The sequence below is a fragment of the Alteromonas sp. 5NS40-0096 genome, from assembly GCF_057544385.1.
In genome coordinates, this window is record NZ_BAAJLQ010000003.1 from 246,598 (window position 1) to 260,355 (window position 13,758).

Sequence of the window (13,758 nt, forward strand, 5' to 3'; positions counted from 1 at the left end):
TCAATATCCCTTATCAAAATCAAATTGATAGTCTAGGGCTTCCCCTGAAACATACTTGTTGATGTTGCGTTCAAAAATATCTGCAATGTCGTCGGGGAATGATTCCGCCGCTGTATGCTGGGTAACGAGAATGCCTGGCGTCGTCCAAAAAGCGTGGTCATCGGGTAAGGGTTCATGTCGAAACACGTCTAACACAGCTGCTCGTAACCGACCATTTTTTATTGCCTCTATTAAGTCATCGTCACGTATTGCCGAACCTCGACCGGCGTTGATCAGTACCGCATCTGGTGACAAACCTGTCAAAAATGACTTGTCGATAAAGTTTTCCGTTTGCGCCGTGTCAGGCAATAGCGACACCAAATAATCAACCTGTTTTGCAAACTCATTCCCTTGGTGCATGGCAAACATTTTGCGATATCCTGGCTTAGATTCCCCGCTTCGGTTTAGCCCAATTACCTGCATACCGAATTGCTCTGCAACAGGTAATAATGCGCTTGCAATACTACCCGCTCCGAGAATGCCCAGAGTTTTGCCTTTTAGAGATGTATATGGTTGCGGGCGCCAGCGTTGAGTCGGCTCGCCTTGCTGTTTGATAAAACCCGCAATATTGCGGCTAAAGTAGAGGATGTGCGCGAAGACAAATTCAGACATTTGTTGGCCAAATACGGATTTGACGCCAGTGAGCACATAGTTTGTTTTTTGAGCTTGAAGCAGGGGAGTATTGCCGGCCCAAGTCGATTGAATCCATTTTACATTCACACATTGTTCTATCACTTCTGCTGCAAGGTTAGGGTCAGCTAAAAGATAAACAACTCGGTGACAATCGATCTCTTCCGCGCGGGTGGAATATTGAATAATATCAACAAGTTTATTGTCTGCTAATCGCTCGGCATAGCGGCCGGCATCACGGCTGAGTATGGTGACCGCTAAGGGTGTGTGTGTGATAGGCTTAGCTTGCATAGTAAAGATTTCTTTCCTGCCTTTTTGCAAATGATAGCACGCTGAATGTTTAAAAATTGTTTTTAGAATTTTACATTCTTGTAAAAATAAACAGGAAGTAATCTATATGACAAACATCGTTAGTGCAGCCAAGTGTCTTTCTCCTAGACGTAATACGACAACGGAAGAATCAGTCGAAGGCCTTGTATCAGAACAACTCGCACATTTCGGAATCGATAAAGACAGCCAATACGGTCAAGCCCTGGCTGCGACAGCGTCAAACCTGTACCACGCTCAGGCGAATGTTTCTTCACTGTGGGAAATTACTAATCAAACACTGGAAGGCATGAATAAGGAAGATAAGCTTTCTTACTTCAACGCGAAAAAGTTTCTTTCATTCCAGATTGCGAAGATTCTCGATACGTTGCAAAACCCGTTCAGAAAAACCTACCAGAGCTTGTCATCGGGCCAACAGTCTCAAGGACATTACCCTTTGTTTGATAATGTCACGGCGCTTTTTTCTGCAACACCTGTAGTAGTGCGGACCGCGACTTACGTATATGCCTGTACTGAATGGGTAGATGATGCATTTCAGGGCAAAGAGGCAACTCACCAAATTTATTCGCGCTTGCTCAATCCAACCAATATCTCTCTAGCCAATGCCATTGTGGACATGGAAGCAGGCAAATATGCTGCAGATTATCTCGCATGGAACTTTAACTCGGGTATGGCTGCAATTGATGCGCTATTGTCCAATGTGTTGAGTCACGGGGATGTGTTGGTTGTATCGAGAAATGTATACGGCGGCGTATACCAACTGCTTCACGACTATTTTGCCAGAGCAAATAGAATGGATATCAAACTCGCATGGTTCGATGGATATAGCGCCGAAGAGTTTGAACAATTTCTCAGTGAGACAAAATCGAAATACGCTAAAGAACTCGAAGATGGCGCCGATTTGCACGTATACCTAGAGTCGCCTTGTAACCCTCACGGTTATGTTTTGGACGTACCACAAATATGCCGTATCTCTCACGCGGACGGGCATTTGGTGATGTTAGACTCGACTTTGGCCACGCCAGTGCTTCATACGCCTTTACAAAATGAAGATAAAGCCGCGAGACCGGATTATGTTGTCCACAGTTATACAAAAGACATTTGTGGTAGCGGCGCAACGACCGCTGGTGTTGTGATTGGTGAAACGTTCAGAATGTTTCAGGCCAAGGGCGATTGCGTAAACGGTTGGGATTGGTCGAGAACGTTGTTTTGGGATGTGTATTACATTAAAGGCGCATTCTTAGACTCAGAAAAAGCGTTTGATGTGCTCAATGGTATGAAAACGTTGAAGCAGCGAATGATGGCCAAGGTAGTGAATACTAGGGTCTTCACCCAATTTCTCGCTTCGCATCCAAAAATTAGAGTCAACAGTCATGCTGTTGCGACTCATGAAAACGCAGGTTTGTGTGAAAAGCAGCACGCCAATGGCTGGCCATGTGCGTTGTTTACCGTTGATATGGCGCCCGCCAATTTACAGCGAGATGTGTTTACTCGATTCTTTGATGCCTTAGAGCCGGCGTTTAGTCACCAAGTCAGTATAGGGCAAACCAATACGATTATTCTGTGCCCGGCCCTCACGTCCCATTCTGAGTTGAGTAGTGACGAGCAGAAAAAAGCGGGGATTGAGCTGACAACGATGAGAATTGCTATGGGCACGGATTGTGTTAAACAACTCATCGCGCAATTTATTGCCGCGGCTAAACAATTTGTTGAGCCTGAAGTACCGGGGTTTTGTGATGCCTTTATGAGTGCGGAACATCTAGATCAGTTGTATACAGATGTCGCGAGAAAGGTGAACGACGATAATATTGCCGCTGTGCCGTCGTTGTCGAGCTTACTCGACTAAATCACGCAAATGGTGTGAACGAACCCAGTATAGTGGGTTTGTTTGCACCAGTAACTGCTGGCACATTACCAGGCTTTCTGTCGACAAAGGCGTTTGCTAACCAAGCAAATGCTGCCGCTTCGACTTGCATGGGATGAATACCTAATTCTGAAGTCGTTACCAAGCGCTTTGCCCCCAGATGATGTGCAAGACGCTCCATCAAATAGGCGTTGTATGTACCACCCCCGCAAGCAAAGTATTCGTCGCTTTGAGCGGTTTGTTCGATAGATTCAGCGATACTTTGCGCCGTTAACTCTACAAGTGTTGCCTGAACATCCTGTGTGCCAACATCATTGTGGTTCTGAAGTATGGAATTCAGCCACTCCATATTAAAGTATTCTCTCCCCGTACTCTTTGGAGCTGGCTTTAGAAAATAGGCGTCGTTCAATAAATCTAGTAGTAACGCTCTGTTTATGGTTCCCGACGCTGCCCATTGGCCTTTGTCATCGTAAGGCTGGTGGTGGTGAGTTTGAATCCATTGGTCAAGTAATGTATTGCCCGGACCCGTATCATGGCCAAGGGGCGGCTGTTTGCCCTGTAATACAGTGACATTACTGATACCACCAATATTAATAATACAGCGCCTGTTCTGCTCAGAGGCAAAGACACTGTGATGGAAAATGGGGACCAATGGTGCCCCTTGCCCTGTTAGTGCGATATCTTTCATTCTGAAGTCAGAAACGACGTCAATCTGCGTTTGTGTGGCTAATGTAGCTGGGCAGCCCAATTGTAAAGTGTAGGGGTAGCGTGTGCCCGTACCAGGTGGTGCGTGCCTAACGGTTTGACCGTGACAACCGATAGCTGCAATGTGTTGCGGTGCTAACTGACTGTTTTCGAGCAGTAACTGAACCGCTCGAGCGTAGTGATGAGCCAATGCTACTGAGGCTTGCTGACCAATATGTATTTCATCAAAACCGGGTGTACACAATTGGTGGAGTTGGTGCAATAAGGCGCTGTCAAACTCAGTGGAAACGGCGTTAATCGTCGAAAAATCTGAGCCGGATTGTTGGCAGAGGACGGCGTCAACGCCATCCATACTGGTGCCAGACATTAAGCCGATAAAATAGCGCACGGCCAGCCTACTTCATAGCCAGCATTATGCGTTTGTTTGTACCTAACTGATTCAAACGAATATGGGCGATTTCTTCGAACGCTTGACGTTCAGACTTATCAATCGGTCGTGCTTTTGGCAAGTTAACGGTTCTTGGGTTGCGATGCACGCCATCAACTAGGAATTCATAGTGAACGTGAGGGCCCGATACCATACCGGTGCCGCCTAAATAGCCCACAGTTTGCCCCTGTTTTACCATTTGACCAACCTTGACTGCACGTTTAGTAAAATGGAGGTATTTTGTCGTGTATTTTTCGCCGTGCTGGATAAAGACGTGATGGCCATTGTATTTGTCATATGAAGCGCGAATGACCTTACCATCCCCTGTAGCAACGACTGGCGTCCCGACTTTTGCCACATAGTCCGTACCGCGGTGCGCTTTCCAGCGTTTTTGAACCGGGTGAAAACGGGCTTTTGAAAAGTTTGAGCTAACATATTTGAAACTAACTGGAGCACGGAGAAAACTCTTACGCATGCTTCGGCCTTCAGCCGTGTAATAGTTACCGTCAGAATACTGAATCGCAGTAAAGGCTTCGTTTTGATTGACAAACTCGGCAGCGACGATATCCCCATAACCGACAAAATCGCCTTCAATGTATTGCTCTTCAAACACTACATTGAAATAGTCTCCGGCACGGATCCCCACGGCAAAATCAATATCCCAGCCAAAAATGCCCGCGAGGTGCATAATTTGGTTGTCGGTGAGGCCGGCTTCAACACCAGCGTTCCAGAAACTAGAGGTAATTTCCCCTTGGGCAAAATTGTATCGCGTTTCAATTTCTTTTTTGTCGATAGAGGGGGTTAGCTTACCGGTGCTATCGGGAAATATTTGCAGTGTCTCTGTCGGGGATTTAACGTAGGCAAGCCCGGCAAAACTGCCATCTTCATTTGATTTTACTCTTAATTCTTCACCAGGTTTCAGGCTAACTAATGTCTTTGCCAACTGGCCGCTTTGAGTCACGTTGTAGGTATCTCGGGCCGTAAATCCCACACGCTTAAAAATTTTCGCTAGCGTGTCACCACGCTTGACCGTTACCGTTCGCCACGCGTCGTCTTCTACATCGACAATCACATTTGGCGACTCGGCAACACTTAAATCCAAGGGATATCGAACACCAGGGTCTAATACATAGGCTTGGTCGTGCTTACTGGCTTCAACTTCTTCAGCGGGAAATACCGTCAACAGACCAACGAAAAATCCGATAGCGACCACGCCAATTTTGTGTGGTTTGGGGAGCTGGTTGAATGTACTGATGACCACGGTTTTTATCAATCTCATGTTACTGCTCAAATTGAGAATATAGGGTTCGACTTCACGATTCTAGTTTAGTTGCCTAAAAATAGCACTTTTCTCAATAAAAATGAAAAATAGCGAATGCTTTGTCGCCTTTTCTCTTTAATTGCGTCGGGGGGATGCGTAAAATGGCGGGTTTGATTTTTTAGATATTATATTGTTCCGGAATTGCATAGATGAGTGATTGGCAAACTGCGTTGGCAGAAATTAAAAGGGGAGTTGACGAAATTCTTCCCGAGGAAGACCTGATTGAAAAGCTGAAATCGGGCAAAACGTTAACCGTAAAAGCGGGTTTCGATCCAACAGCTCCAGATCTTCATCTTGGCCACACGGTATTGATTAACAAGTTACGTACATTTCAACAGCTCGGTCATACCGTCGTTTTCTTGATTGGTGACTTTACTGGCCTAATCGGTGACCCGACAGGTAAAAACGTCACTCGTAAGCCGCTTAGCAAAGAACAGATCCTTGAAAATGCGAAAACTTATCAAGAGCAAGTGTTTAAGATCTTGGATCCAGAGAAAACGCAAATCAGATTTAATTCTGAGTGGATGGATGCGCTAGGTGCAGCGGGCATGATTAAGTTGGCAGCAAGCCAAACTGTTGCTCGTATGTTAGAGCGAGATGATTTCAAAAAGCGTTACGCTAACGGCCAACCGATCGCTATTCACGAGTTTTTATACCCGCTAGTTCAAGGCTGGGACTCGGTCGCATTAGAAGCTGATGTCGAGCTTGGCGGCACGGATCAGCGCTTCAATCTACTTATGGGTAGAGAGTTGCAAAAAGAGCAAGGCCAAAAACAACAGTCTATTGTAATGGTGCCGTTGTTAGAGGGATTAGACGGTGTTCAGAAGATGTCGAAATCGTTGAACAACTACATTGGTATTACCGATACTCCTACGGAGATGTTTGGTAAAGTGATGTCTATTTCTGACGAGTTAATGTGGCGCTATTACGACTTACTCAGCTTTAAACCGCTAGAGGAAGTGGCGGCATTGAAAGCAGGCATTGAACAAGGTGCTAACCCCCGTGATGTGAAAATTGCATTAGCTCAAGAACTGATTGCTCGTTTTCACACTGAAGCAGATGCCGAGGCCGCACTGCAGGATTTCGTACAGCGTTTTCAGAAAAACGCGATTCCCGATGACATGCCTGAAGTCGATATCGCGCTACCAGCAGAAGGTATTGCGATAGGAAACTTGCTCAAAGAAGCTGGCCTAGTGGGGTCAACTTCTGACGCGATGCGCATGATAAAGCAGGGCGCAGTGAAAATAGATGGCGAGAAAGTGGAAGATACACGTTTACTAGTATCAGCGTCTGGTACCAACGTTTACCAGGTTGGTAAACGTAAATTCGCCAGAGTGACGCTAGGCTAACTCATATTTTTCTAGAAAAGCCCGCTTCAAGCGGGCTTTTAGTTATTCATTTGAATAATTTAAGTTGTTGTTACGCAGTTAAATTTGTATTCTAGACGCGTCTTCAAGGATGAAGATGTAGTATTTTTCTGAACCTATTCACTACTTGTTTTTCAATCCTTGATGTATCCGTTTCTTCATTGAAGTTAATTGTTTCAAGGACTTATCATGAATTTTCCAAAAAAACACCTTTCGGTTGCCATTATCAGTGCGCTCTCTCTCACTGCTTGTATTGAAGTTGACGACGACAGTAACAACGAATTAGTTGAAACCCTCAATCAGCAAAATCAGATTCTGTCGGAACAAAATGACCTACTCAATCAGCAAATTGAAAATGAGCAAGCGACATTCAGTGTTACTTTCGTTGGTGCCATTTCTGATGTCATATCGAATGCTGATATTTCAGGCGCGCAGATTAGCGTATTGCGAGGCAATGAGGTGCTAACCGATTTGGTTAGCGACGAAAATGGTGGATTCGAAATCACTGATCTGCCACCGAGTACTGATATCACTTTGCTGATTACATCGACCGATAATGCCTTTGTTGATCGTGTTTTCTACTTTACAACGCCACCAACAGCAGAAAGTAATGTCTATCGCGATATTGGCCGTTTGCTTGTGTCTGAACCAGTGACGTTATCTTTTAGTGTCACTAATGAACAAAATGGTGACCCAGTTACTGGCCTTGAATTCATTGGTTTATCCCACTCAGGCGCACTTGGTAGTACAGCTTTCGATTACGCCCACCGTTCTACTTTCAATGACACTACTAACCAATATGAGATTGTATTACCCAGACATTTGAGAGTTTCTATCGAAGCAATTCTTGATTTAGATGGTGACGGCGCTCCTGAATTTGATCGTGTCGAGAGCGGCAATGCGAGCATTGTTGTTGGTAAACTTATCGTTAGCCGAGCCAATGAGTTAGAAACACTAGATATTCGTCTGACAGATGAAAATGATGCCATTGCAGAAACTAAAACTATCTCTATTCAATTGTTAGACGAAGCCAATCAGTCCCTAGTGGGCGGCACGTTCTTGTACGATGAAGAAGGAAATGTTGGACAAGTGGTCTATGACGATTCGGTTTCTCAGTATACGGCTGAATTACCTTTCGATGGTAGCCTTCAACTTAATATGGGTTCATTCATGGAGGATGAAAAAACATATTCGTCCGGGTCAATCAATGTGTCTAGAGAAACAAACTTTCAAACGGGTGAAACGCAGCTGCAAGTATCTACTAATGGCTTCAACTCCAATTCATTCTATCGTATCCCCGATACGGACAATGTGCAGATTGTTCTAGTCGGCCGGGAAGTACAACCAAGCTCAGATTTAGAAGTGATTACTGCTTCTGTTGAATCGGATAATAACTACGCACTATCTGTTTTTTATTCCGAACCGGTTAATTTGTCAGAAGGCCAAGTGTCACTAGCGTATGACAATGTTACTGTTATTGCCGGTGATGAAAATGCAAATGACAACGTTCCGAATGGCACAACCGCCATTGATGAAGTACAAGTTGATGTTCCAATTAGTTTGAGCACAGAACTTAATGATGCAAGAATAATTGTGACTCCTGGAGAACAGATTAAAGGCAATACGGAATATCGTTACGAGATCGGAAACGTGTCAGCTAAATCTGATGGCATAGAGGTGGCATTGGGAACTGATGACAGAACCTTTACTACACCAATTGAAGATAGCAGCGTGTTTGCGGTTGATTCGCTAGTTGTAGACAACCAAAACTTCTATTCTAACGGTGCAATTTTGCGCTCTGAAAACTCCGCGGGTATTGAAAGTACTTTTAGTGAGCGCGACCGGTTTGCTTATCTCTTCTTACCTACAAGTATCGAGGGATTGGAGTATCTCACTATTACGGTGACAAGTTACACTGAAAACAATAGTGACTTCCCGAGATCTAACCTCTACAACGTAGTTGAAAATAACCGAGTAATGGTGAGTAAATTACTTGCTATTTCCGTTGCGGAAAACGAAAACGTTCAGAATCTTGTAGGTCGTTCTTATGTTTCCGGAACGACATTACCAAATGGCCAGTATTTTTATCGCTTAGGTTTGAATGAATTTCTTGGTGACAACAAACCAAGTGACGTGAATGCGTTTACTATTTCCTATGAGTATCGCGTTGAAGGCTCTGACAGTCAAAGTGGTGAACTGGTTCTTCCAGTTCGATAAATCGTTACGAAAAGCCCGCTTTAAGCGGGCTTTTCTATAGAACTTGTTGCGACGATTCTTATCGTCTAACGCTCAATTTATAACGTCTGGACAACATCACAACAAAACCAATCAAGAGTAATACAGGTCCTGAACTTCCTCCAGAACTTGGCTGTTCTGAGCGTGTAGAGTCGAGAGGGAAGGCATCTGTTGCATCTGCCACACCATCGTTGTCATCGTCAGTATCTGCATTATTTCCAATACCATCGCCATCTGTATCAACAGATTCACTTGCGTCTAATGGGAAAGCATCCGTAGTATCAGCAACACCATCGTTGTCATCGTCAGTGTCGGCATTATTACCTGTGCCATCGCCATCTGTATCGATAGATTCACTTGCGTCTAATGGGAAAGCATCCTCTGCATCTTCTACACCATCATTGTCGTCATCAGTGTCAGCATTATTGCCTGTGCCATCGCCATCTGTATCCACAGACTCAGTTTCATCTAATGGGAAAACATCAACACCATCATTCACGCTATCACCATCCGTATCAGCATTCGTGAAGTCAGTGCCAAGTGTTTTATATTCCTCAACGTTTGACAACCCATCGCCGTCTTCATCTCCGTCAGGGACAAAGAAGGCCATATTATCAATAGAGGCGAAATCCAATGTGGAACTTGCTACTGCATTTTTGCGATACACATACGAAATCGTATGTTCACCTTGAGCAATCTCTAACTCGAAGCTATCTGAAACATCGCCACTGGCATTCACGACTTTTTCGCCATCTACCCAAACTTCTAAATAGTCGCCCCCTTCTTCAGTGTCAGCTATGTAGTCAAAATACAAGGTACCGGCACTGAACAAGTTAGCCATTTCAATAGAAGCAGCTTTACCATTGGATACCGCTTGCGAACGCAGAACGCCGTTGTTTGTATCCCACGTTTCCAAGGTATGAGGAGTTGTCCACAAATCAGAAAGTACAGAACTAAATGTTTCGTTCACAACGGTTACAGTACTTGGCATACTCGTCGCATCGTTGATATCACTGCCGTACTTGCCCTCCAAAGAGTTAGAGAAGGTATCATTGTCTAAATCACCAGCGCCATCTGCAGCATCTAGAGGATCAAGTTCCGCCGCGACTTCTTCTCCGTCACTTACGTAATCCCCATCAGTGTCGGCATTGGTTGGTGATGTTAGGTAATCAGCGACTTCGGCTCCATCTGCCAATAAATCACCATCACTATCAACTTCAGTCGGGTCGGTCAGCAATGTAAATTCTTCGAGGTTAGTCAAACCATCCTCATCGCCATCCAATCCAGCGTCGGCGGCGTCTTCTGGGTCTAGTCCGAATAGAGTTTCCCATTCATCGGTCATACCATCTTCATCACTATCAACCGCTAAGCCGGAATAGAACACATTGTCTATCCAAACTGTATCTTCAAAAGAGCTAATAATGCCGTCTTTGAAATAGCTAAATGCGATGATATGTTCGCCTTGTGTAATGGGGATAGAAATCTCTTGCCAGTCATAGTCACCTGACTGCTCGTAGACTAACTCGAAATCGATATATACTCGGAAAAAATCCCAAAACTCTTCGGTTGAAGTCTTAAGGTCAAAAGTCAACTCTCCGTCTTCGGTATTGGCATATAGCTCAACCAAAGCAAATTCGCCATCGTCGATATCTTCATTTGCCAAACTATAAGTGCCTTCAAAAGCGTATCTATTATCGACGACAAACGCTCCATTAGCCCCCGCAAATGGTACAAATTCACTCGAGTCCTGATCTTCAAAATCAAACACAGTGTTGATATTCAATCCAGCAGGAATAAAGTCGTTAGCATCGGTTGGGTCAGTTTGAGTCTGGTATTCTCTCAAATTAGATACGCCATCGTTATCAGTATCTTCATTCGCATCTTCGCCGAAGAATGGATTGAGCCCAAATTCCACTTCCCAACCATCGGCAATACCATCGTCATCAGAGTCGGTAAGCAAAGGGGATGAACCGATTAGGCTAATCTCATCACTATCACTCAGACCATCATCATCCGTATCAATATCTTTTGGATCAGTGCCTGCATTAAATTCTGCTCGGTTTGACATACCGTCGCCATCAAAATCAAGTAATGCATCTTCAGCGCTACTTGCGTCAAAACCGATTACTAACTCTGCAATATCAGACATTCCATCGTTATCTTCGTCTATGGTATTCGTGGTACATTGCACGCCTACCGTAGCCAAAGACGCATATACGTCTAGCCACTGATATTCGAGGTCAAAAGCAGCTTGAATCAAACCACAAGCACCACCTGCCATAGTTTCATCAGCACTCCAATACGCTTGGTTAGCTAGCACGAATACATCAAAAGCGGTTCTTGGGTTCCAGCCTTCAGTATTGGACAGTAAATAGTATGCTCGATTGTATACGCCGCTACTAAAGTGCACGTCCATGCCGTCGACGTAGTCATTAAAATGACCAATTGAAACGCCGTCTAACGTGGGATCTTCGAAAAATCTCAATCCCTGGTTTTCTGCTTTGAAGATATCTCCGCCTACAAGCCAGTCAACCTCGCCCTTCCAATAGTATTCTGCCGCTTCGCCTGCAATGTCGGAAAACGCTTCATTCATACCACCAGATTCATTAGCGTATATCAGGTTAGAATTAAACTCCGTAAAGCCATGGCTGACTTCATGAACTGATACGTTCACGTCTACCAATGGATAGAACAGGCTTTGACCATCACCAAACAACATAGCACTACCGGTCCAGTAAGCATTTTCGTGACTATCACCAAAGTGTACTTTCATTGACAACTGGAATGGTAATGGCGCGGTTTCGTACCAATCTCTGAACATATCGAACGCTAAATTACCAAAGTAAAATGCGTCGTTTATTGGTGAGTAGGCACCGTTGATTTCTTTGTAGGTATTTTCTGAACAGTCAAAGATAAACGGGTCATTGAGAAAATCGTTAAAGGTATGCATTAAATCAACTGCACGTACATTTTCGTTTTCCAACGAACACTGACCGTTACCTAAATCCGTACCATTAAGAGCATCATAGTCAACGCCAAATTCATAACGGCCGGTTTTTGTGTTTCCCCCGGGGCCGTGAATATCGGCTGATGCCATAGCGTTCCAGCTTCTTAATACTGAACTATTCTCGGCATCAACGATCATTTTGTAACGTGCAGGTTCCCCAGATTCCAGAAAACCAAATACATCAACATGGTATGCTCGCCTTGCTTTACCTGTTGTCGAATCAAAATAAATTACTAACTCTGCATCTTCCCGGTCGTAGTGCTTAAATTTTCCAAGCTTCTGGTCCAACCGAGGCTTCATTAGGGTCACGATTTGCTCGCCCGTGTATTTCGGGGGCTCATCGGTTGAGATATCTTGTTCAATCTTAGCAACCAAGCTTCCACTCAGCGTCAAACCCTTTCCTTGGCGCAACGTGTGGCTTATTACCTGATGACCCCACACTGGCATACCTTTATATCGTAATTGCATTCTTGAATGCGTATTGCCGACTTTATCGAGAAAGCTCGTTTTCACCTCCAATTGATAATCACTATTCATATTGTAGTGGTTCAAAATCGCATCTCTCACGGAAGCGACTGGAGTACTGGATTTGAATTGGTTCGCGTTGGGTAATGATGTCGGCTTGATGATTTCGGCTGCAAACGCTTGGTTAGACAATAAAATGCCACCGACCAAGCCACCGATAAGAAGTGACGTGTTTTTCATTAGCTAATTCCATTTATAGGCCAGCGAAAGCATCGCGTTGCCAATCCCTGGCACTGATTCGTTATTTTAAGTGTAATGCGATAAGCAATTGATTTGCACTCACCTGTGCTTTCACTTATCAATCATCAAAACTAGCATCACTTCCATTTCAAAACAAGATAAACCATTGATTTAAAATGAAAATAAAATGATATAACATAACAAAGATGGAGTGATAAAAAGCCCGCTTTAAGCGGGCTTTTTTGTTGAGGTCTCATTTACTCTTCATTCGCTTTGAGGCTATTCAAATGCACGTCCAAGGCTTCAACGGAAATTCTGATTTCACGCACTGACATCCACAGCGAATACAATAAGAACACTAGACTGGTTGCAAATATCCAGCTGCCGACAATCTGATATCCGAGATAAATGGCCAACATTGCAACAACACATAGGAAAAAGCTCAGTACACCTGCCTCTTGCATGCGTTTTATCAGCTGAATTCTCAGGCGCAGATTTTTTATCTGAGCACTGGTGTCCTCGTCGTTATCATCAAAATTCCTGATGATAGTCGCCAGCGTCAAAAAGCGATTGGTGTAAGCGAGCAAAAGCAATGATATTGCGGGAAACAGCATCGCGGGTGTCGCGAGATCGATAATCATAAAAGGGCCAAATTGCGTAGTCGAAAAGGCATGTAGCTACACATGGTAACAAATGGCTGCCATGTGCGCTATTTCTCCTCGGGTAAGCCCGCTTTGCGCCAGCCTTGCATGTCGCCATCTAAATGGCGGATATCTTCGAATTGATATTTTGAAAGCACCTTCATCGCTTTGGTTGCACGGTAGCCAGAACGACAATAAACAACCACAGGCTGAGTTTTGAATTTTAGAATACTATCGATTTGGCTAGCGACGTCGTTGTGAGGGATGTTGATTGCTCCGGGTACATGTCCATCAGCATACTCTTCGGGGCTTCTCACATCGAGGATGAGCATCTCCCCTTTCTTTGCCTGCTCAATAATTTCAATAGACGATTCTTGTGTTGTAGCAGAATGGGTATTCGGAATGAACAAGCACATTAAACAAAAAGAAACGAAACGTTTAAACGGCATGGCTAGACTCTCACAATTGGATTTCTGTCAGTCTAATACAA

9 protein-coding genes are annotated in these 13,758 nt (G+C 44.3%); 3 read left to right on the forward strand and 6 right to left on the reverse strand.

What is annotated here, in order from left to right:
• Entirely contained in the window at window positions 1-960 is a 960-nt protein-coding gene (locus AC27G9_RS11015) for a D-2-hydroxyacid dehydrogenase (protein WP_487074092.1), read from the reverse strand.
• Between the two features lie 106 nt (window positions 961-1,066).
• On the opposite strand from AC27G9_RS11015, the gene AC27G9_RS11020 reads away from it, so the two are divergent.
• Window positions 1,067-2,842 (forward strand): trans-sulfuration enzyme family protein, encoded by a 1,776-nt coding sequence (locus AC27G9_RS11020; protein ID WP_487074094.1) that lies wholly within the window; start codon window positions 1,067-1,069, stop codon window positions 2,840-2,842.
• Between the two features lies 1 nt (window position 2,843).
• On the opposite strand, the gene AC27G9_RS11025 is transcribed toward AC27G9_RS11020, so the two are convergent.
• Both AC27G9_RS11025 and AC27G9_RS11030 read right to left on the reverse strand, forming a co-directional pair.
• Entirely contained in the window at window positions 2,844-3,953 is a 1,110-nt protein-coding gene (locus AC27G9_RS11025; protein ID WP_487074096.1) for an anhydro-N-acetylmuramic acid kinase, read from the reverse strand.
• A 7-nt stretch (window positions 3,954-3,960) separates the two neighbouring features.
• Complete coding sequence (locus AC27G9_RS11030) at window positions 3,961-5,271, reverse strand: OapA family protein (RefSeq protein WP_487074098.1); 1,311 nt, start codon at window positions 5,269-5,271, stop codon at window positions 3,961-3,963.
• A gap of 191 nt (window positions 5,272-5,462) precedes the next feature.
• On the opposite strand from AC27G9_RS11030, the gene tyrS reads away from it, so the two are divergent.
• Together tyrS and AC27G9_RS11040 are read left to right on the forward strand one after the other, a co-directional pair.
• On the forward strand, window positions 5,463-6,662 hold the full coding sequence (gene tyrS / locus AC27G9_RS11035) for a tyrosine--tRNA ligase (RefSeq protein WP_487074100.1): 1,200 nt from the start codon (window positions 5,463-5,465) through the stop codon (window positions 6,660-6,662).
• A 207-nt stretch (window positions 6,663-6,869) separates the two neighbouring features.
• Window positions 6,870-8,897 (forward strand): hypothetical protein, encoded by a 2,028-nt coding sequence (locus tag AC27G9_RS11040; protein WP_487074102.1) that lies wholly within the window; start codon window positions 6,870-6,872, stop codon window positions 8,895-8,897.
• Window positions 8,898-8,955: 58 nt separating this feature from the next.
• Here the strand turns inward: AC27G9_RS11040 and AC27G9_RS11045 are convergent, their stop codons facing one another.
• The 3 genes from AC27G9_RS11045 to AC27G9_RS11055 all read right to left on the reverse strand — a co-directional run bounded on the left by AC27G9_RS11045 (window position 8,956) and on the right by AC27G9_RS11055 (window position 13,717).
• Window positions 8,956-12,627, reverse strand: a complete 3,672-nt coding sequence (locus AC27G9_RS11045) for a M4 family metallopeptidase (protein WP_487074104.1) — start codon at window positions 12,625-12,627, stop codon at window positions 8,956-8,958.
• Between the two features lie 257 nt (window positions 12,628-12,884).
• A complete protein-coding gene (locus tag AC27G9_RS11050) occupies window positions 12,885-13,268 on the reverse strand; it encodes a DUF2721 domain-containing protein (RefSeq protein WP_487074106.1) in 384 nt (127 codons plus the stop codon).
• A gap of 68 nt (window positions 13,269-13,336) precedes the next feature.
• Entirely contained in the window at window positions 13,337-13,717 is a 381-nt protein-coding gene (locus AC27G9_RS11055; protein ID WP_487074108.1) for a rhodanese-like domain-containing protein, read from the reverse strand.
• Window positions 13,718-13,758 lie beyond the last annotated feature (41 nt).

Bases quoted from the DNA above. Each gene is read 5' to 3' on its own strand.
- AC27G9_RS11040 (WP_487074102.1), top strand. From the start codon at position 6,870: ATGAATTTTCCAAAAAAACACCTTTCGGTTGCCATTATCAGTGCGCTC.
- AC27G9_RS11020 (WP_487074094.1), top strand. From the start codon at position 1,067: ATGACAAACATCGTTAGTGCAGCCAAGTGTCTTTCTCCTAGACGTAAT.
- AC27G9_RS11045 (WP_487074104.1), bottom strand. From the start codon at position 12,627: ATGAAAAACACGTCACTTCTTATCGGTGGCTTGGTCGGTGGCATTTTA.
- AC27G9_RS11015 (WP_487074092.1), bottom strand. From the start codon at position 960: ATGCAAGCTAAGCCTATCACACACACACCCTTAGCGGTCACCATACTC.
- AC27G9_RS11055 (WP_487074108.1), bottom strand. From the start codon at position 13,717: ATGCCGTTTAAACGTTTCGTTTCTTTTTGTTTAATGTGCTTGTTCATT.
- AC27G9_RS11050 (WP_487074106.1), bottom strand. From the start codon at position 13,268: ATGATTATCGATCTCGCGACACCCGCGATGCTGTTTCCCGCAATATCA.
- AC27G9_RS11030 (WP_487074098.1), bottom strand. From the start codon at position 5,271: ATGAGATTGATAAAAACCGTGGTCATCAGTACATTCAACCAGCTCCCC.
- tyrS (WP_487074100.1), top strand. From the start codon at position 5,463: ATGAGTGATTGGCAAACTGCGTTGGCAGAAATTAAAAGGGGAGTTGAC.